This is a genomic window from Shewanella psychropiezotolerans, from assembly GCF_007197555.1.
Classification (GTDB): Bacteria; Pseudomonadota; Gammaproteobacteria; order Enterobacterales; family Shewanellaceae; genus Shewanella; species Shewanella psychropiezotolerans.
In genome coordinates, this window is the sequence record NZ_CP041614.1 from 2,949,783 (window position 1) to 2,970,751 (window position 20,969).

The window sequence follows — 20,969 nt, forward strand, 5'->3', positions numbered from 1 at the left end:
TCTATGACTAATATTCTTATTGTTGATGATGATGCTGATTTCTCGGAAGCCTTACAAGACTCCTTGTCTATGCTTCTGAGCCATTATCAATTTATAACTTGTGGTAAATCTAGTCAGGTATTCGACTTAATATACAGTTTACCCGCTTCTCTTGTTATCACGGATATGATCATGCCGGATGTGGAAGGGATAGAGATCATCACACGGTTAAAGCAAGAGATGCCTGATATACCCATTATAGCCATGTCCGGCGGTGGCCGAGTCGGGGGAGTAACTATCTTATCTTGGCGGATGCGTTAGGGGCCGATGCCATTTTTGATAAACCATTGAGCGTGTTTGATATGTCTAGAAAAGTTGAAGACTTGCTAGGCTCAACTTAGCTTATGATCGATATTCTATGGCAAGTTTTTCGTGTTCTGTGATGACTTTTGCCACAGAGGCTATGGCAAAAGTCATCACCAAGTAGCTGCTCAGCCCATTTAAGGCTGAGAGGTGCAGGTGATGAACAGACTGAAATTCCAGTCTGTTTGTGTGTACTGGTTTCAGAGTTCTCGATTAAACTCTAGCATAGAGCCTGAATTTGGGCTAAATAGCTGTTGGTGTAGCCTGGCTGCAAACTCATCGGTCATGCCAGAGATATAATCTGCGATGACTCTGTGACTGTTCAATCCCTTGTCTCTGCTATTACGCCATCTTTCTTGAGTATTGATCGGTAATAACCGCTCAGGATCCGATTCGAATGCCTCGAATAGCTCCATAACAATCTGCTGACCCTTGTATTCAAGCATCTGTATTTCGGGTTTTCTGATCACATATTTAAAGACAAATTGCTTCAATATTTCCAATGCTTCGGAAAAATTCTTATCCAAACCCGCATTATAGCGCAATAAGTTATCTTCAAAATCGGTATTGAGTTTGATATCGATGGCGGTGACGAAACCATTGACTAAGGTCCCTATGGCATCTTTTCTCAGGTGATGCTTACTGGAAAAGAGTTTATTGCCAATAGAACCAAACTCATCCTGGATCCAATGGTCTTCACTGCATGTGAGTTTGCTGCCTACATCCACTTGCCATTGTTCCTGGTTGACGATTCCCATGACAATCGCATCTTCGAGATCGTGCACCGCATAGGCAATATCATCGGCTAATTCCATGATAGAGCAGTCTAATGATTTATAGCGCGTCCGCCTGTGTTGTTGGCCATCGACATCCTGATGTGAGAGGAACTTATGTCTGTCATTCTCAGACAGGGGAGACAAGACCCAATCTAGTATCTCGATATCGTCGTCGAATATGCCTTTAACCGGTGGCCATTCAGAGGGTTTGAGTTGGCGAATGTTGGTGACTGGCTGGCTGGATGAATCTTGATGTAGACTCGAATAAGCGGCTGGGTACTTCAAGAGCCCCAATAAGGTTCTGCGGCACAGGTTCATGCCATAAAATTCTGTGTAGGGTTCTAGGCCTGTGAGGATCCTGAATGTTTGGCCATTACCCTCAAAACCCCCATGATCTCGCATCATATAGTTGAGTGCAACTTCTCCGCCATGACCATAAGGGGGATGACCTATGTCATGGGCTAAGCACAAGGATTCGATTAAACTCATGGAATCAAACAAGTGGTCCAATTGAGGTTGCTTCTGTTTGAGTTGAGCACGTATGCCGGTGCCTATTTGTGATACTTCCAGAGAATGAGTCAGCCGGGTTCGATAGAAATCATTCATACCGACACCCAAGACTTGGGTCTTAGCCTGCAGACGTCTAAAAGCAGCCGAATGTAAGATCCGTGCTCTATCTCTTTGATAGGGACTGCGGTGATCATTTCTACGTTTCTTATCTTCTGTTAAACGTCTGGCATGCCATACTGACTCTGTCATTGGGATCCTTAACCTGCGTTAATCCTTGGAGTGATTAACCTGAATAATTAAAGTAACTGGTTGATATCGTCTAAATTTAATTTAAAACTCGGAACAAAACAATCAATAAAGTATTGCACGGCAGGATCCGGGTTATCATTCAGTGATTGCTCGAGCCGTTTTCTGGCAGTATTAAATTCACTATTACCGGCTCTATCTTCTTCTAAGCACTTAAGGTAAGCACAAATCGTATCGGCTGATTTGACTAGCGCCTTATATTCAATATCGGCATCCTCACTGGTGAGTAAGCTGGCATATTCTTGTTTAAATTCTTCAGGGACCATTTCGAGTAATCTGTTTTCAGCAATGGCTTCAATTTTTTTGTACTCAGCTTCTATCTCTTTATTGAAGTACTTTACCGGGGTGGGGAGATCGCCGGTAATGATTTCACTGGCATCATGAAAAATGGCAACAGTTGCTGCTCTGTCTGGGGATAGGGACTTACCAAATTTGTGATTACCTATGATGGCGAGGCTGTGTGCGACCATGGCCACCTGAAGAGAGTGTTCTTGCACATTTTCGCTTCTAACATTGTACATTAGTGGCCAGCGTTGAATTAATTTCATGCGAGCTAGGTGAGCGAAGAGGTGACTCATATTGATTTGCAACTTAATACAATGACTACATAAAGTTACATTATCACAAGCCTTCCAGCTAGAGGCAAATAATTGTCGCTTAACTCAGAATGGTACAGATTAACAAGCGGTGATCTATCATCATTCTCAGTCCAAAGGATGAAAAGATTAAATATAAACAGCTTGATTTACTGCTTCCTTTTAGGGTTAGCCAGAGTGATAAATTGGAGTAGTGAAAAGTGGCGGCTATACCTTCATATTAAGTTAACGATAGGGCGTAAATCTCTATCGCTAGTATTATTTACACAGCCTAGTGAGGCTTCTTCCTAGAAATCACCTCGTTATTGATCCGTATTTTCATTTCTTTTGTTGATAACAGTTCTGCGGGCTCCGGTTGAAACTGTGTGTTCAGAGTGAAGTTATCATTCTCTGTGTCAGCATGTATACAAGTGAGGGAAATGCCAATTAATCAGACTGTTAAGAGTTAACTATGCATCAAAAGTGCATGGTTACGCACACTGGTGACTTTTATATATTTTATATGGACAATTTATTAAGTTAGACGCTTGTACCAGTATTGATGGTGATAGCAGTGTTAAAGCCTGGGGAGTGTGAGTTGGTAGGGTTTTTAACTGCTCACTAATTGACTTATTGCCACTAAAAATGTAACATGCCGTCCGTTTTTTTGATTGGTTACATGTGTTGTGTTGCCAGTTTGAGATGAGTGTTACGGACTTGGTGTTTGTCCTTCTGGAGAATTGAATTGAAAAAAGTGGTAATTACGCAGTCTGGAGAAGTTTTGATTGCTCGTGGAGTGATCGAGGTTGAAGTAAACAGTGTGGTGGAAGATATCACCCAGGGCAAACATATCCACGCAGGATCAATTCTCTTTATAGAAGATGGTGCAGAGATCAGCATAGCTTATGAAGATGGCACCGCTTTTCATCAAACTCAACACGGTCAGATTGTCGACAATAATGAAATCAGTGATGCTTTGTCTGATGCTGCCGAGATCGCGCAACTACAAGATTTAATTTCTGCAGAAAAAGATCCGACAGTTATGTTACCTGAGACTGCTGCGGGCTCAGGACTCAGCAATGAGGGAGAAAGCCACTTCATCTCTGTGGGACGTACCGGGCATGAAACCATAGCGGCGGCGGGTTATTCCACTATTGGTACGACTCAAATCAGTTTTGATACTACAGATGGTATTGAGAGCAGTGACATAGATGAGCCCTCGACCCTGGAAAGTGACAGCAACACCATAGCCGAAGATACAGTTGCGACCGGTAATGTGTTAAATAACGACACGGATATCGATAATGATCTTAGTGTGACGAGCTTCGAAGTCGAAGGCAGCAGATACAGCGCTGGCACTACGGTTATATTGGATGATGGCAGCTTGGTGCTCAACACCGATGGTAGCTACATTTTTACCCCGAATGAAAACTGGAATGGCACAGTACCAGTTATCATCTATACGGTGAATACAGACTTAAGCTCTACCTTGAACATTATCGTTACTCCGGTAGCTGATGATTTTACCGATGACAATGAAGTGCGCACCATAAGCGAAGACAGCCCAGAAGTGAGCGGCAATGTCATCGACGGCAGCAGCGTCGACGGTGATGTTTCGCTAACCAGCTTTACTGTCGATGGCGACGATACCGTTTATCAAGCCGATGGCAGCGATATTGTTATCAATAATGTCGGTACCTTTAGCCTAGACAGTCAGGGTGACTACACCTTTACCCCAGCCGCCAACTATAACGGCGCGGTCCCGGTGATCACTTATAGCCTGACCGACGGCTCAAGCACTGATACTTCAAGCTTAAGTATCACAGTCACGCCAGTGAATGATGATTTTACCGATGACAATGAAGTGCGCACCATAAGCGAAGACAGCCCTGAAGTGAGCGGCAATGTCATCGATGGCAGCAGCGTCGATGGTGAACTTTCGCTAACCAGCTTTACTGTCGATGGCGATAGCAACGTCTATCAAGCCGATGGCAGCGATATTACGATTGCCGATGTGGGGACTTTTAGCCTGGACAGTCAGGGTGACTACACCTTTACTCCAGCCGCCAACTATAATGGCGCGGTCCCGCTGATCACTTATAGCCTGACCGACGGCTCAAGTACTGACACGTCAAGCTTAAGCATCACAGTCACGCCAGTGAATGATGATTTTACCGATGACAATGAAGTGCGCACCATAAGCGAAGACAGCCCAGAAGTGAGCGGCAATGTCATCGACGGCAGCAGCGTCGACGGTGATGTTTCGCTAACCAGCTTTACTGTCGATGGCGACGATACCGTTTATCAAGCCGATGGCAGCGATATTGTTATCAATAATGTCGGTACCTTTAGCCTAGACAGTCAGGGTGACTACACCTTTACCCCAGCCGCCAACTATAACGGCGCGGTCCCGGTGATCACTTATAGCCTGACCGACGGCTCAAGCACTGATACTTCAAGCTTAAGTATCACAGTCACGCCAGTGAATGATGATTTTACCGATGACAATGAAGTGCGCACCATAAGCGAAGACAGCCCTGAAGTGAGCGGCAATGTCATCGATGGCAGCAGCGTCGATGGTGAACTTTCGCTAACCAGCTTTACTGTCGATGGCGATAGCAACGTCTATCAAGCCGATGGCGATAGCAACGTCTATCAAGCCGATGGCAGCGATATTACGATTGCCGATGTGGGGACTTTTAGCCTGGACAGTCAGGGTGACTACACCTTTACTCCAGCCGCCAACTATAATGGCGCGGTCCCGCTGATCACTTATAGCCTGACCGACGGCTCAAGTACTGACACGTCAAGCTTAAGCATCACAGTCACGCCAGTGAATGATGATTTTACCGATGACAATGAAGTGCGCACCATAAGCGAAGACAACCCAGAAGTGAGCGGCAATGTCATCGATGGCAGCAGCGTCGACGGTGATGTTTCGCTAACCAGCTTTACTGTCGATGGCGACAACACCGTTTATCAAGCCGATGGCAGCGATATTACGATTGCCGATGTCGGTACCTTTAGCCTCGACAGTCAGGGTGACTACACCTTTACCCCAGCCGCCAACTATAACGGCGCGGTTCCGGTGATCACTTATAGCCTGACCGACGGCTCAAGTACTGACACGTCGAGCTTAAGCATCACAGTCACGCCAGTGAATGATGATTTTACCGATGACAATGAAGTACGCACCATAAGCGAAGACAGCCCTGAAGTGAGCGGCAATGTCATCGACGGCAGCAGCGTCGACGGTGATGTTTCGCTAACCAGCTTTACTGTCGATGGCGACAACACCGTTTATCAAGCCGATGGCAGCGATATTACGATTGCCGATGTGGGTACCTTTAGCCTCGACAGTCAGGGTGACTACACCTTTACCCCAGCCGCCAACTATAATGGCGCGGTCCCGGTGATCACTTATAGCCTGACCGACGGCTCAAGTACTGACACGTCAAGCTTAAGCATCACAGTCACCCCAGTGAATGATGATTTTACCGATGACAATGAAGTGCGCACCATAAGCGAAGACAGCCCTGAAGTGAGCGGCAATGTCATCGATGGCAGCAGCGTCGACGGTGAACTTTCGCTAACCAGCTTTACTGTCGATGGCGACGATACCGTTTATCAAGCCGATGGCAGCGATATTACGATTGCCGATGTCGGGACTTTTAGCCTGGACAGTCAGGGTGACTACACCTTTACTCCAGCCGCCAACTATAACGGCGCGGTCCCGGTGATCACTTATAGCCTGACCGACGGCTCAAGTACTGACACGTCGAGCTTAAGCATCACAGTCACGCCAGTGAATGATGATTTTACCGATGACAATGAAGTACGCACCATAAGCGAAGACAGCCCTGAAGTGAGCGGCAATGTCATCGACGGCAGCAGCGTCGACGGTGAACTCTCGCTAACCAGCTTTACTGTCGATGGCGACGATACCGTTTATCAAGCCGATGGCAGCGATATTACGATTGCCGATGTCGGTACCTTTAGCCTAGACAGTCAGGGTGACTACACCTTTACTCCAGCCGCCAACTATAATGGCGCGGTCCCGGTGATCACTTATAGCCTGACCGACGGCTCAAGTACTGACACGTCAAGCTTAAGCATCACAGTCACCCCAGTGAATGATGATTTTACCGATGACAATGAAGTGCGCACCATAAGCGAAGACAGCCCTGAAGTGAGCGGCAATGTCATCGACGGCAGCAGCGTCGACGGTGATGTTTCGCTAACCAGCTTTACTGTCGATGGCGACGATACCGTTTATCAAGCCGATGGCAGCGATATTACGATTGCCGATGTCGGTACCTTTAGCCTAGACAGTCAGGGTGACTACACCTTTACTCCAGCCGCCAACTATAATGGCGCGGTCCCGGTGATCACTTATAGCCTGACCGACGGCTCAAGCACTGATACTTCAAGCTTAAGTATCACAGTCACGCCAGTGAATGATGATTTTACCGATGACAATGAAGTGCGCACCATAAGCGAAGACAGCCCAGAAGTGAGCGGCAATGTCATCGACGGCAGCAGCGTCGACGGTGAACTCTCGCTAACCAGCTTTACTGTCGATGGCGATAGCAACGTTTATCAAGCCGATGGCAGCGATATTACGATTGCCGATGTCGGTACCTTTAGCCTAGACAGTCAGGGTGACTACACCTTTACTCCAGCCGCCAACTATAACGGCGCGGTCCCGGTGATCACTTATAGCCTGACCGACGGCTCAAGTACTGACACGTCAAGCTTAAGCATCACAGTCACCCCAGTGAATGATAAGCCAACGATAATTTTCACTTCGGACACCATAGTTTCCGAAGAGGGGTTAACCTCTGGTCTTGCTGATAACCAAGGCAGTTCAGATACAACGGACTCAGTTACGGCTAACGGAACGTTTAGACTGCAAGATATTGATACTGACACACTGAATGTCACTCTTTCCGGTCCTGAGGGACTTACCTCCGATGGGCAAGTCGTTCAGTGGCAGTGGAATTCAGACTCACAGACATTATCCGGTTATGTGGGAACACCTGGCGAGAGTGATTATCAAGAGATATTAGAAATTAGCCTGACTCCACCGGCTGGTCATTCATCTGGCGATTGGGGCTATGAGTTGACCCTGAAAGGTGCCGTGGATCATAGTGATGACAACACAGAAGATACACTATCCTTGGCTATCGGAGTCAATGTCTCCGATGGAAATGGCGGTACGGCTAGCGGAAGTTTCTCTGTCACGGTTGAAGATGATGCCCCTGAGTTTACTGCAGTTCCTGCCGTTGACGTGGTATTGAATGATATTCCAGATTCATTGATTGGAGAGACTGACTTAACCAACAATCAGGGCTTTCATGAGTCGCTCGATTTTGATGGATTCACCATTACCGCCAGGGGTTTTACCTCTGCAACGGACTCTACACTCGTCGATAGTAAGCTATATGGCAGCAGCCAAGGTATAGGTGTCCAAAGTGCAGACTCTCCCTACCTCAGTTTAAATAATGAAGTTGAGTTTCGTAAGTTTGCCGATGGTAGCACGGCTTCGGAGGAGGTTGTTATCACCTTAGATCCGGGTACCGTTGCATTTGGCATGAACATAGAGTTTAGCCAGATGTTTGGTGGTGAACTCGAGACCGGCGTTGTTGAGTTTTACCGTGATGGTCAGATGGTCGCGACTCAAGCTTTCACATCCGATGCTCTCCATGGTAATTATGCGGCTAACTTTGAGGTGCTTGAAGGCGGTTTTGACAGTGTCATTATCAAGGCAACCGATAACGGCCACTCGGCTGCACATGGCGATAACAGCGATCTGACGATAAAATCGATAGAGTTTGTCGGCACAGAAACAAGCGATCCCATTGCCTATGCATCGGGAACTGTTACTCCAGAGTGGGGGGCCGATGGAGTGGGTTCTATCGAACTGACCGGGAGTGATGAAACCGCGCTTGTGACCAGTACCGGAGAAGCTATTTCCATCACTCAATCGGGTAATACCTTGTTGGGACAAACCGCATCCGGAGTCGTGATCTTCAAACTTGAGTTTACTCCGGGCACCGGACAGTGGGACTTCCATCAGTACCAGGATATGAAACCAAGTTCCGATGGTGATATCGACTTCAATGTACTCATCACCGACGCCGATGGCGATAGTGTCGAGGGGGCATTTTCGGTGAAGCCTAAGACGAGTACTCCGCCTGAGACTAAGGAAGACAGTATAGAACTGAGTGAAGGTCAGTCAATTAACTTCAATGAGGCGAGCCTGTTAGGCAATGACGACAATTACGACTCGGGTAACTTGTCTGTTACCTCGTTGGCTACAGACAGCTCAGGTAGCGGAGCGATAACGGCAATAGAGCAGGGCGTAAGTTTCACCACTGCGCTCGGTGGCACAGTCACCATTAACCTCGATGGCAGTTATAGCTATCAGTCCCCAGCCAGCTTAGATCACAGTGGGGATGATAACCTGACAGACAGCTTCTTTTATCAGTCAACAGACGGAATTGAAAATTCACTCTGGACCAAGGTCACAGTCAATATTGCCGATACGGCTCCGGTCGCAAATGATGATGTAGACAGTATCGGATTTGGTGGCACGGCCCATGGTAACGTCATCTCCGCGATCGGCACCGGTATTGATACTCTGGGGGCAGATTCGGCGAGCATCTCCTCGGTTTCCTATAAGAGCACGAGTTATAGTGATTTCGATGCCGATGGTAATATCACGATTACCACCGATGATGGCATCTTAGTGATGAACCATGATGGAAGTTACAGCTATCAATCGACCCTAAATGAATTTGTTAATCATAACGCTGAAGATCTGTTTATCGGCAATGGTGTTCAGTTATATGGTTTTGATGCATCCACCAACTTCGTCAATGGTAGCAAGCTGGATACCTCCAAACTTAACGGTTCAGGTGACGGTATCTATGAATATAACAAACAGATAGGTGCCGGTGACGATGAATGGATAGCGCGTGGTGAGTCGGTCGTTATCGATCTCGAGGCTAGCATCAACGAAGTGTCGTTAGGTTTAAATGGCTGGGCGGGAAGCGATAGTTATGCCCACGGTCAATGGTCAACCTATGACAGCGTCGGGCATCTGGTCTCGAGCGGCACTTTCTCCGGCAGTGATTCACTGAACATCAATTCGGGTCAAGCCTATCAATATGTGGTTATAACGGCTGATTCAACAGGTTATTTATCACTGACTTCGGTGCAAACGGCGGTCGTACACCCGCTGACCAGTGATGAGTTTGGCTATATTCTGACCGATGCCGATGGTGACAGCGATCCGGCGACACTCACCATCAATCAAGACTCTAACCCACAAGCGAGCAACGATTCAGCCAGTGTGGCAGAATCTGGTTTGGCTTCAGGTACGACAGCTGGTGACAGCAGCAATGTCACCACAGGCAACCTGCTCGATAATGACTCAGGTGTGAGTAGCTCTACCCATATCAGTGAAGTGGAAGGGGTGACAGCGATAAACGGTGTGATCACCGTGACGACTAACTTAGGTGAGTTGACGGTATATAGCCAAGATTCTGGCGAACACAGAGCCGGAGACTATGAATATAAGCTGACTTCTAACAGTACAGATGGCGATTATGCCAGTGAGTCATTCGATTATACCATTACTAATAGTCTGGGCAGCAACGACAGTGCCAGCTTGACGGTCAAGCTTGGTGACGATGCACCGGTTACACATGATATCAGCCAGAATCTGCAATCCAGTGCAGATGTTGTCACAACCAACCTGACTCTGGTATTGGATGTATCCGGCAGTATGGGCGATCCCGTCGGTAATGGCCAAACCTACCTGGAAGTTGCAATCGACGCCTTAACGGCGTTGATCGATGAGGTAGATAATACCGGTAATGTTAATATTCAAATTGTTAATTTCCACGGAAATACCGATTCTTCCGGTTGGTTGATTGATGATGTCGCCGGCGCCATCAGTTACCTCGAATCTCTGGTCGCTTATGGACCGACTCACTATGATGCGGCATTAAATGCGGTGATGAATAGCGGGCCTCTGCCAGAGGGAGCCGACCAAAGCCTACTCTACTTTATTTCGGATGGCTCACCCTCACAAGGGCAGGAGGTTGACAGTACATTGCAGTCAACCTGGGAGAACTATCTCGAAACCAATGGCTATAAGACAGCGTTCGGTATTGGTATCGGCGATGCGGGCCTGAGTGATCTACTGCCCGTTGCTTACCCCGAAGTCGATGGTGATGAAACGTATGCGGTTAAACTCGATGATCCCGAAGATCTCGCTAGCACCATACTTAACTATTTCGATGGTGATACCATAAAGGGGAGCTATAGCACAGGTGTCGTATTTGGCGCCGATGGTGGACGCATAGGGAGCATAAATGTCGATGGTGTGACCCATAACTATGATGGTTCAAATCCGGTTCAGGTGTTCACGACGGCGCTCGGGGGCAAATTCACTGTTAACTTCGATACCGGCGAGTATAGCTACTCTATCGATGTGGACCGTGATGTGCTTAACGAACAAGAAACACTTATTGCGGTTGTGAAAGACGGTGATGGAGATACGGCCTCTGTCACCTTAGAACTGGGTATCGATTACCATGCAAATCTTGATGCGAATTCGAACAACATTATTACTAATTTGGCCGAAGGAGCGAGCATAGATATTCCGGTCGAATATCTACTCCACGGTGATAAGACAGCGGGTAATGCGGGTATCACTCAGGTGTCCGGCGATAATGTGACCCTCAGTGAAGACGTAGTGACATTATCATCGACGACAGAAGGCTCGAGTTTCAATTACACCCTAAAGGGCAGCAGTGGCCAAGGTGAAGATTCGACCCATGTGGATCTCGACTACTCACAGCAGTTAATAGGAACGGCCGAAAACGATATCATTATCAACTCAGGTACCGGCCAGCTAATACCAAATGATGCTTTGATCATGGCGATAGTGACGCCGGGTGAGAACAGCAGGGTTAACAATCCGTTCGGTTTCAAATTTGCCACTAACAGCGATGCGCTGTCGGTAACAAGCGTCAGCGTTAATCTCAGGGGCGGCAATGATAAGGATGCCTTCATCGAAAATTACGCGCTGGGAGATTCTGTTGGCCTGAACCCAACGAGCAGTATTTTTTCTCTGTCTGAAGGGAACTCAGTTATCACGGTTAACTTTTCAGAGGGTGATTTTACCAATGGTGATGAATTCTGGTTTACCCTCGATACCAGCCTGCTTAACAGCAATGACAGTGGTGTCTTCGCTCATCAAGCGGTGACCTTTACCGTCACCTTGAGTGATGGCTCACAAAAGAGCGGTGTCTATCTGGCTTATGAGGGCGGGGCTCAAAGTAAACTGGTGTTCGGTGATGTCTTAGATGGTGACGCCGGTGATGATGTCCTCGTTGGTGGCTCAGGCAGTGATATTTTACTTGGCGGTGATGGTGAAGATATGTTGATCGGTGGTCTGGGTGATGATCTGCTAAGTGGCGGAAGTGGTGCGGACACGTTCATTTGGACGACTGGCTCTGAGGGGACAGATCATATTGCTGATTTTAACCTCAATGAAGATAAGCTTGATTTGAGCGACCTGATTCAGGGAGCTACAACTGGTAATCTCGATGAGTATCTCAACTTTAGCGTCGATATCACTAGTCACTCTACCACAATCGATATTGATGCTGATGGAGATGGAACCTTCGAGCAACATATCGTTCTGGACGGTGTCGATCTTAAAGCGGCATTCGGTAATACCGATGAGCAGATAATCAATGGTCTATTGGGTGAAAATAGTGACGGGCCTTTGATCATAGATTCACTAGGTGAAAGCGCTGCAGCGTTCTCAATGGAAACTGGCTCTGCATATTCGATGAATGATGAAATGGTGAATCACTCTATACTGTAAATTAGCAGTTTAGCTTCATCGAACTAGTTGACCGATTGTGGATAAGCTATTATCCACAATCGGTGCGTCGACAAGCACAAATAGACTAGGGTCTTATACCAACCCTATTAAATATGTGATAGTTCAGCGGGAGTTCAAAGTGCTGTAGGCAAGGTCCAAATATTGCTCCTCGGTAACTACTCCTGCGTGACTCAACCACCTATACCCCTATGGGTCAGGGGAGGAAATGTCTTATTTTGAGGCCACTCAGCCGTATATCAAGAACATCTAACCTAGCATAAAGGGCTTTGGCCCTTTGCTTTAAACATCAGCCGCACTAAGTGAGCCTCTGAACTGATCGCATATTTAATGGGACTGGTATTATTGACGGTAACCATCCATAAATTCACCAAACTCGATTAAGGCCTTTTCGAGATCTTCCTTATGTGGCAAAAAGACTACACGTAAGTGATCCGGCTCAGGCCAGTTGAATGCGGTGCCATGAACCAGCAATATTTTCTTCTCTTTCAACAGGTCCAGCACTAAACGCTCATCATCGCGAATATTGAACTTCTTGGCGTCTAGCTTAGGAAACGCATACATGGCTCCCTTGGGGCATTTGACACTGATGCCAGGGATCTGGTTGAGTAGTTCTACACAGGTATCTCGCTGTACTTTGAGACGGCCACCATCCACAAGCAGTTCGTTGATGCTCTGATAGCCCCCCAGTGCCGTCTGAATAGCATGCTGATTGGGTACATTGGAACAGAGGCGCATCGAAGCCAGCATTTCTAAGCCCTCGATATAACTTTTAGCCGCTTTCAGATTACCCGATAGCATCATCCAGCCTACGCGAAAGCCTGCCGCTCGGTATGATTTTGACAGACCATTGAAGGTGACGGTCAAGATATCATCAGATAGGCTCGCAGCTGGAATATGCATCGCCTCATCGTAGAGTATTTTATCGTAGATTTCATCGGCGAACAGGATTAGGTCGTGTTGTCTACATAGCTCGACGGCCTCTAATAGCAAGGCCCTGGAATACACTGCACCGGTAGGGTTATTGGGGTTAATCAATACCAGGGCTCGGGTCCTTGGGTTGATCTTAGACTTGATATCTTGCAGATCGGGAAACCAGTCTGATTCTTCATCACAGCGGTAGTGCCGGGCACTACCGCCTGAGAGGTGAACGGCTGCAGTCCAAAGGGGGTAATCCGGAGAGGGGATCAATACCTCATCTCCTGAATTTAACAGGCCCTGCATGGCCATTACAATCAATTCAGATACGCCGTTACCAATATAGATATCTTCGATATCGACACCGAAGATCCCTTGCGACTGATAATGCTGCACAATCGCCTTTCTGGCAGAGAAAAGCCCTTTAGACTCACAATAGCCTTGGGCACTGGGCAGATTTAAAATCACATCACGAACAATCTCTTCTGGGGCTTCAAAACCGAAAGGGGCGGGATTACCGATATTGAGTTTTAAAATTCTGTGGCCTTCATCTTCGAGTCGCCTGGCTTCTTTGTGTACCGGGCCCCTGATGTCATAACAGACGGTATCTAGCTTGTTCGATTTGATTATTGGTCGCACTCTCTAACCTCTAAAATTCTCAAGAACACCGCTTGGTGTTCAATGAAAGCAAATAATGCATAAAGTCATTGGACAATAACGAATTAATAGCGAGTTGAGAAGTAATTTCAGGTGGATATGTGGAAGTAGCCAGTAAAACTTCTGAGTCGTTATAACTGAATCTTAACAATTAGTCACATCGCCACAGTCGAATGCCCTGTGTGAGGCGACAATTTCAGTACTTATCACTATCGGGTTCGGCTCGAACGTCGACTAATATCGATAAGTATAATCAAGGGCATTTAGAAGTTGAATTTGGGGTATAAAAAAGCCAGTGAGTGTGTCACTGGCCTTATTACAGTCGACGTCAGTTGTAACTGGCGGTCAGGTATCCTTTGTATATTAGGACTGAGAGCGCCACAAGTAACGGCTATACGCGTTTCTTAAACTCATGAGTACGAGTATCAATTTCTATCATATCGCCTGTTTTGACGAAGTCAGCAACCGTTAAGGTGAAATCAGTGCCAAGTAATGTCGCTGGCTTCATTACTTTTCCAGAGGTATCGCCACGAGCCGAAGGCTCTGTGTAACCCACTTCACGTGCGACTGTTGTTGGCAGCTCAATTGATATGGCTTTACCTTCATAAAAGGTAACTTGAACGATATCTTCCATGCCATCAACAATATAGTTAAGCGCATCGCCTACATTTTCGGTTTCTACGTCGTATGGATTAAAGTCTTCATCCATGAATACATACATAGGGTCGGCGTAATAAGAATAGGTACAATTTAAGCGCTCAAGGATGATGTCTTCTAATTTGTCTTCGGCTTTAAATGCGGTTTCAGTTGCTGAACCTGTCAGTAGGTTTCTAAGCTTCATCTTCACAACAGCAGCTGAACGGCCAGAGTTGTGAGTTTCAGACTTGAGAATGACCATAGGGTCTTTGCCTACCATGATCACATTACCGACTCGCATTTCGTGAGCTGTTTTCATTTATTTAATTCCTAATATTCACAGACAATTTGTTTCAGCGCAGAATATTAGCCTTTTTTGACAAATTGCACTAGTCGAGTTGCCAAATCTGCGTGATTTAATGCCAACATTGGCCATTTAGTGGCGTGTTTATCCATAAAAGTGCGGCGCTCATGTAACTCTTTCCACATTTTCACTGTAATTTCTCCGTCTTCCTGGTTGAAGGCCAGGTTGAGCCTTGACCAGGCTTGTCCTGTGTCTTCATCTAGAGAGTCAATATAGCGGTCGCTAAATGCAGATAATTTATCTAAATGTGCATCATTTTCCTGGCCATATATGTGCCAAATGAATGGCTTCGCGGCCCATTGAGCACGAATAAAAGAGTCCTCCCCACGCACAATATTAAAGTCACAGCTCCAGAGCAAACGATCGTAAGCGCCTTGATCTGTCATGGGCAATATATGTAAGGTCAGGGAATTTAAAGTCAGTGAATCTCCGGGCACAAGGCTTAGCCCATCTGGGATCAGGCCCTTGAGGCTATTTAGGCTACGTCCCATGGGAATAAGAGCATGAATCCGCTTTGTAGCTTGCCGCCACGATTGACAAAGGCTCAGCAATGCAGAACTTTCATAGCTAAAAACGCTGATCAGGGTGTCTTCACTGTTAACGCCATCTATGCCTAATTGCTTGAGTAAATGAGCTCGATTAGTAGGCTCGCCTTGCCAACTGTCTCTAGCTTCGAATAGACCGTGTTCGCAGAGCAAACCGCCGCTGCTTGGTGTGAACCCCGGGAAGTAAAAATGCTTACTTATCCCATTGGACTGCAGCGAGGGCAAGCCATGGCAGCTATCTATCCAGTCCTCGGCGCTCAGGTATTCCAGGTTGAGCCATCGTGGCGGCGTGTCGAGAGAGGCTAACTGATCGAGTACACATGCTGGCAAGTTGCAGGCAAAGGCTTCGATAAGTACGTCACCCGCTTGCCATTGCTCAGGTAAAGGCTGGCGCCAATGATATATCCTGACTCCCATGATCTCTTGCCGAGAGAGGGTGATATCGAGTTCTGGCAGAATATGGGCGAAACTCTTGAGATCGTCGACCCAGAGTCTGACTTCGATATCGAAATCATGTACCAGTTGTTTCGCTAAGCGCCAGGTTACCCCAATATCGCCATAGTTATCTATGACGGCACAGAAGATGTCCCAGTGCCCGGAAGAGGAGAGCGGCTTAATCATGATCTACTCATTTATTTGGCTGATATGGGGCGGCTATGACTTGTATTAATATACAAGGTGAAATTTTTCCCATCCATGGCTTCTTATCAAATAAAGAGTACATAAGTGTTCCTGACACAAGGTCAGTTTTTATAAATCCGTGTAAAACTGACATAAATGTTCCAGACATTAAAAAGCGGCGCTATTTCTAGTCGCCGCTTTTTTAAGAGCTATGGAGAATTAATCTGCTAATTCAGCCAAACACATCTCTTCGTAGATCTGCTTGACCCAAGCATCGACTCGCTCTTCGGTCAGTTCAGGCTGTCTGTCTTCATCGATACCCAGACCGACGAAGTGTTTCTCATCTTCCGTTAACCCTTTAGAAGCTTCGAAATCATAGCCTTTGACAGGCCAGTGACCTATGACGATACCGCCACGGCCTTCAACGATTTCATTGACCATACCCATGGCATCGAGGAAGTACTCGGCGTAATCCTCCTGATCGCCACAACCGAAGATGGCAATGAGTTTGTCTTCGAAGTTGATTTGTTCTAATTCCGGGAAAAAATCATCCCAGTCACACTGAGCTTCACCGTAATACCAGGTAGGAATACCGAACATTAGAAGATCATATTCTTCTATCTGCTCCTTGGTACTCTTGGCGATGTCTTTGACTTCGACCATTTTTTTACCCAGTTTTTTCTGGATCATCTTGGCGATGGCTTCAGTGTTACCTGTATCGCTACCGAAAAAAAGACCTACAGTTGCCATTGTCTTTCCTTTATCTATTTCGTTGTATGTTGATCGTTAACAAGAGCAATCAGGCGTTGACTTGCTTCTGCAATATTAATTCGATTAATTGACTGCGGCTGATATTACTGGCCAAAGCCTTTTCATTCAAGGCGTCGTATAAATCTTGTGACACCTTTAACTCTATTCGTTTTAAACCGTTCGCTCTGTCGCGTTGGATCTGATTTCGCTTATTAATTTTAAGCTGCTGATCTCTAGGCAGTGGATTACTACGTGGACGACCACGACGTTTTTCTGTGGCGAATAGATCGATTGTGGTTCTATCTGATGTTTCTTTTGCCATCGGTTCAATCTTACCCTACGCCTTCCCAAAAGAGCTGAATCATTCCTTTCGCAACAAATCCCGCGCAGCCTAAAAATAGCACTGACCAAACAATAATACGGCCAAATTTGGGGACTCTACCTTGTTTCAGTACGTCATGGATAGCCATGCCGATAAAGAAAAAAATCGCTGCAAAGAATAGGTCTAGGCCTATTGCTTCAATCTGTATCATGTACTGAGACAACATAAATCAATTCTTCAGGCCAAAAAGAGGCGCGAATATATCATAGTTGAGCAGTGCCTGCCATATGGATAGTGCCCTATGGGCATTATTTAACCTCGTGTTTCGCTAGAAATTCACTCACTATCCGATTAAAAATGGCGGGTTTTTGCGCATGTAACCAATGGCCCGTCCCCTCAATCGTTTTAGCCTGAACTTGGGGGAATTGACTCATGATGGCTTGCCTATGTTCACTGGTAATATAATCTGAGTCGCCACCGCGAATAAATAAGGTGGGTTTTCTATATTGTAAAAAATCTTCGGCCTCGATGTCATTGTACCAAGCGATCAAGTCCCGATAGCAAGACTTCAGTCCTGCCAGATTCATTTTCCAGTTGAACCCTTCGTCGGTTCGAGACAGATTTTTTAACAAAAACTGAGCGGTACCTTCATCTAACCCTGCAGCTGATAGTTGTTTGAGTGCATCAGAGCGACTCTTTAAGCCGGTAAGATCGATACCCTCTAGTCCTGAAAAAACCTTATCATGTCGTTGTTCATAACTCACCGGAGCGATATCGGCGGCAATCAGACTAGTCACTCTGTCCGGATAACCTAGCGCCGTCGCCATGGCTATCTTTCCTCCCATAGAGTGGCCAAGAATATGCGCGCGCTCTAAATGCAGACTGTCCATAAGCTCGATGACGGCTTGTGCCAGCAGTGGGTAATCCATTTTTTGCCAATGGGGGCTGAGTCCATGGTTGGGCACATCGACTCGCACCACCTGATGATTCTCTTCCAGGCTCTTGCCGAGGCCCTTTAAATTATCCAGATTACCGAAGAGGCCATGAATTAAGATCACAGCGGAACCCTTACCAGAAGAGATATAATGCATGGTAAATCCTGTCGACGTTTTTGAAGAGTGCAGATTGTGCCTGTAAATGAGGTAATTTAACAATCAAACTCGGATATAGAGACAATGCTTGCCGTCTTTTTGAGCAAACTCGTCATATTTTCAGGATCTAATGAGGATCTATGTCATTTTTACTGGTTTGGCACTTTATTATAAGCCACGAGTTGGCATACACTTGCAACTGACATATGAACGTTGATTTAAACAAGAAAAGCCAAAATGTTCAGTGCGAGCGGAAAATTAATTAATTTCACTTAAGGAAGATTAAGGTCATGAAATATATCGAGGTCGATGAAGAGCTGTATCGCCATATTGCCGGTAAGACAGAGCGTATTGGTGAGAGTGCTTCAGATATCCTGCGCCGCTTGCTTGGGTTAGATGTCGAGTCTATCAATCATGACACGCCGGAAACGATAAGCCATCCTGGAATGGAGTCGGTTCCAGCCAAGCCTCAAGTTAAGGCTCAAACTGGCCATAAGCGACAATCGAATAAAGACTTCTCAGAGTGTATAGACACAGAGGAACTCGCGGCTCAGAAAGGGGCTGTGGGTCGTTTTCTATTTATCTTAGAGGCCGTTTACCGCGCCGCGCCAGAGCAGTTCTCTCAAGTGTTACAGATTCAGGGCCGCGATAGACTCTACTTTGCGACCTCAAGAGAATCACTGCTTAAGGCCAGCAAGTCTGCCAATCCAAAAGAGATAGGTCAGAGTGGTTTTTGGGTGACCACCAACAATAATACCGCCAAGAAGCGTAATATTCTGACCGAAGTCCTACAGCAATATGGCACGGTCGAAGCGCAAATTGAGGCGATTACAAATAATTTGTAGGTAACAACATAAATGTAATAGGCCAGCAATAAGCTGAAATCATCTGAGTATGAATTCAGCTTTTTTTTACCCATCATTAAATCAGCGCAATAAGGACACGAGATTGAGCATTCATGAGCGAGCAGGGCAAGTTGCACAGCAAGAGGACTTAGTGAATATTCCCAAGTTGATGAGTCACTATTTTTGCATCAAGCCAGATATTAAATTGGATGAGCAGAAAGTCTGCTTCGGCACATCCGGTCATCGTGGCAGCTCGCTGAAGGGCAGTTTCAATCAAGCGCATATATTGGCCATCAGCCAAGCCGTTGTCGACTACCGCAATAGTGCCAGAATCACCGGTCCCTTGTATCTGGGCATAGATACCCATGCATTGTCACAAGCCGCATTTATCAGTGCGATTGAGGTCTTAGTGGCGAATCTGGTTAGCGTCATCATACATAAAGATGATGGCTTCACGCCGACACCTGTGGTTTCTCACTCGATCATTCAAGCGAACAAACAGCCTGATGCACTTAAGCCGGCACTAGCCGACGGTCTTATTGTCACGCCTTCCCATAATCCTCCACAAGATGGCGGCATCAAGTATAACCCGCCACATGGTGGTCCGGCGGAAGGCGAGATCACCAAATGGATCGAGCAAAAGGCCAATCAGTATCTTAGAGATGGGCTCGCGGGCGTCAAACGTCTCGATTATGCTGTGGCCATAGCGTCGCCGTTAGTGAAAGCTGAAGACCTAATCGCGCCATATGTGGATGATTTAGATGCTGTTATCGATATGAAGGCCATTTCAGATGCGGGCATACGCATCGGCGTCGATCCATTGGGCGGCTCAGGCATCCACTATTGGGCTAAGATTGCTAAGCGCTACGACTTAGATATAAAGCTGGTCAATACCCGTATCGATCCCAGTTTCAGTTTCATGCCGCTGGATAAAGATGGCAAAATACGCATGGATTGCTCTTCACCTTATGCCATGGCTGGCTTGTTAAAGCAGCAAGATAATTTCGACCTCTGTGTTGGCAATGACCCTGATTACGATCGCCACGGCATCGTGTGTCCCGGTTCTGGTTTGATGAATCCCAATCACTTCCTGGCGGTGGCCATCGATTATCTGGTGACTCATAGACCACAATGGTCTGATGCATTGATCATAGGTAAAACCTTAGTCTCAAGTGCCATGATCGATAAAGTTTGCGCCCAGCACGATAAGCCACTGTGTGAGGTGCCGGTTGGCTTTAAATGGTTCGTCGATGGTCTCGCCGATGCAAGTGTTGCCTTCGGGGGAGAGGAGAGTGCCGGTGCGGCATTCTTGAGACGTGATGGCAGCACCTGGTGTACCGATAAAGACGGTTTTATTCTCGCACTGCTAGCGGCTGAAATTCTCGCGGTAACGGGTAAGACACCCGCGCGAAGATATCAGGAATTAGTGGCGTTACACGGAGAGAGTTTTTACAAGAGGGTCGACAGTCCGGTACAAGCTGATAAGAAGGCCAAGTTTGCCCAGGTTCTGAAAAATGATGTTAATACCCAGACCTTAGGCACCGAGATGTTGGCCGGAGAGTCGATATTAACTGTGCTGACCAAAGCGCCTGGAAATCATGCCGACATAGGTGGCATCAAGGTCATCACAGAGAATGCCTGGTTCGCGGCTCGTCCATCGGGCACCGAAGCCCTGTTTAAGATATATGGCGAGAGCTTTATTAGCCAAGCCCATCTGGAACAAGTTATCATTGAGGCACAAGCCATGATCGATGCACTCCTGATTTAAAATAGGGGGTTAACGGAC

Annotated in this window: 13 protein-coding genes; 4 read left to right on the forward strand and 9 right to left on the reverse strand. The window is 46.7% G+C overall.

Annotated elements, in window-relative coordinates; translation table 11 throughout:
• The first annotated feature begins 3 nt into the window (after window positions 1–3).
• The gene (locus tag FM037_RS13050) at window positions 4–300 is read left to right on the forward strand and encodes a response regulator (protein WP_144046360.1); all 297 of its coding nucleotides are present in this window, start codon (window positions 4–6) and stop codon (window positions 298–300) included.
• 242 nt (window positions 301–542) lie between these two features.
• On the opposite strand, the gene FM037_RS13055 is transcribed toward FM037_RS13050, so the two are convergent.
• The gene (locus FM037_RS13055) at window positions 543–1,877 is read right to left on the reverse strand and encodes an anti-phage deoxyguanosine triphosphatase (RefSeq protein ID WP_144046361.1); all 1,335 of its coding nucleotides are present in this window, start codon (window positions 1,875–1,877) and stop codon (window positions 543–545) included.
• Between the two features lie 47 nt (window positions 1,878–1,924).
• Window positions 1,925–2,512: a 5'-deoxynucleotidase gene (gene yfbR, locus FM037_RS13060; protein ID WP_144046362.1), complete on the reverse strand. Its 588-nt coding sequence runs from the start codon at window positions 2,510–2,512 to the stop codon at window positions 1,925–1,927.
• Between the two features lie 778 nt (window positions 2,513–3,290).
• Between yfbR and FM037_RS13065 the strand changes: the two genes are divergently transcribed.
• Window positions 3,291–12,416: a tandem-95 repeat protein gene (locus FM037_RS13065; protein ID WP_144046363.1), complete on the forward strand. Its 9,126-nt coding sequence runs from the start codon at window positions 3,291–3,293 to the stop codon at window positions 12,414–12,416.
• A gap of 360 nt (window positions 12,417–12,776) precedes the next feature.
• Here the strand turns inward: FM037_RS13065 and FM037_RS13070 are convergent, their stop codons facing one another.
• From FM037_RS13070 to FM037_RS13100, 7 genes are all read right to left on the reverse strand, one after another.
• Complete coding sequence (locus FM037_RS13070) at window positions 12,777–13,991, reverse strand: pyridoxal phosphate-dependent aminotransferase (protein ID WP_144046364.1); 1,215 nt, start codon at window positions 13,989–13,991, stop codon at window positions 12,777–12,779.
• A gap of 409 nt (window positions 13,992–14,400) precedes the next feature.
• Window positions 14,401–14,964 (reverse strand): elongation factor P, encoded by a 564-nt coding sequence (locus tag FM037_RS13075; protein WP_144046365.1) that lies wholly within the window; start codon window positions 14,962–14,964, stop codon window positions 14,401–14,403.
• A gap of 47 nt (window positions 14,965–15,011) precedes the next feature.
• Window positions 15,012–16,175 carry an elongation factor P maturation arginine rhamnosyltransferase EarP gene (earP, locus tag FM037_RS13080; protein ID WP_144046366.1) on the reverse strand — a complete coding sequence of 388 codons (1,164 nt, stop codon included), beginning with the start codon at window positions 16,173–16,175 and terminating at the stop codon, window positions 15,012–15,014.
• Window positions 16,176–16,394: 219 nt separating this feature from the next.
• Window positions 16,395–16,925 (reverse strand): flavodoxin FldA, encoded by a 531-nt coding sequence (gene fldA, locus FM037_RS13085; protein ID WP_144046367.1) that lies wholly within the window; start codon window positions 16,923–16,925, stop codon window positions 16,395–16,397.
• Window positions 16,926–16,974: 49 nt separating this feature from the next.
• Window positions 16,975–17,247: a LexA regulated protein gene (gene ybfE / locus FM037_RS13090; RefSeq protein ID WP_144046368.1), complete on the reverse strand. Its 273-nt coding sequence runs from the start codon at window positions 17,245–17,247 to the stop codon at window positions 16,975–16,977.
• A gap of 10 nt (window positions 17,248–17,257) precedes the next feature.
• Complete coding sequence (locus tag FM037_RS13095) at window positions 17,258–17,473, reverse strand: DUF2788 domain-containing protein (protein WP_144046369.1); 216 nt, start codon at window positions 17,471–17,473, stop codon at window positions 17,258–17,260.
• An 82-nt stretch (window positions 17,474–17,555) separates the two neighbouring features.
• Window positions 17,556–18,338 carry an alpha/beta fold hydrolase gene (locus FM037_RS13100; RefSeq protein ID WP_144046370.1) on the reverse strand — a complete coding sequence of 261 codons (783 nt, stop codon included), beginning with the start codon at window positions 18,336–18,338 and terminating at the stop codon, window positions 17,556–17,558.
• A gap of 290 nt (window positions 18,339–18,628) precedes the next feature.
• Here FM037_RS13100 and seqA point away from each other — a divergent pair, with 290 nt between their 5' ends.
• Both seqA and pgm read left to right on the forward strand, forming a co-directional pair.
• Window positions 18,629–19,183 (forward strand): replication initiation negative regulator SeqA, encoded by a 555-nt coding sequence (gene seqA / locus FM037_RS13105; protein WP_144046371.1) that lies wholly within the window; start codon window positions 18,629–18,631, stop codon window positions 19,181–19,183.
• A 103-nt stretch (window positions 19,184–19,286) separates the two neighbouring features.
• Window positions 19,287–20,951: a phosphoglucomutase (alpha-D-glucose-1,6-bisphosphate-dependent) gene (pgm, locus tag FM037_RS13110; protein ID WP_144046372.1), complete on the forward strand. Its 1,665-nt coding sequence runs from the start codon at window positions 19,287–19,289 to the stop codon at window positions 20,949–20,951.
• Window positions 20,952–20,969 lie beyond the last annotated feature (18 nt).

What these genes read in the sequence shown, in the direction of transcription:
- earP (WP_144046366.1), bottom strand. Translation starts at nt 16,175, where the DNA reads ATGATTAAGCCGCTCTCCTCTTCCGGGCACTGGGACATCTTCTGTGCC.
- seqA (WP_144046371.1), top strand. Translation starts at nt 18,629, where the DNA reads ATGAAATATATCGAGGTCGATGAAGAGCTGTATCGCCATATTGCCGGT.
- yfbR (WP_144046362.1), bottom strand. Translation starts at nt 2,512, where the DNA reads ATGAGTCACCTCTTCGCTCACCTAGCTCGCATGAAATTAATTCAACGC.
- fldA (WP_144046367.1), bottom strand. Translation starts at nt 16,925, where the DNA reads ATGGCAACTGTAGGTCTTTTTTTCGGTAGCGATACAGGTAACACTGAA.
- ybfE (WP_144046368.1), bottom strand. Translation starts at nt 17,247, where the DNA reads ATGGCAAAAGAAACATCAGATAGAACCACAATCGATCTATTCGCCACA.
- FM037_RS13055 (WP_144046361.1), bottom strand. Translation starts at nt 1,877, where the DNA reads ATGACAGAGTCAGTATGGCATGCCAGACGTTTAACAGAAGATAAGAAA.
- FM037_RS13050 (WP_144046360.1), top strand. Translation starts at nt 4, where the DNA reads ATGACTAATATTCTTATTGTTGATGATGATGCTGATTTCTCGGAAGCC.
- FM037_RS13075 (WP_144046365.1), bottom strand. Translation starts at nt 14,964, where the DNA reads ATGAAAACAGCTCACGAAATGCGAGTCGGTAATGTGATCATGGTAGGC.
- FM037_RS13095 (WP_144046369.1), bottom strand. Translation starts at nt 17,473, where the DNA reads ATGTTGTCTCAGTACATGATACAGATTGAAGCAATAGGCCTAGACCTA.
- FM037_RS13100 (WP_144046370.1), bottom strand. Translation starts at nt 18,338, where the DNA reads ATGCATTATATCTCTTCTGGTAAGGGTTCCGCTGTGATCTTAATTCAT.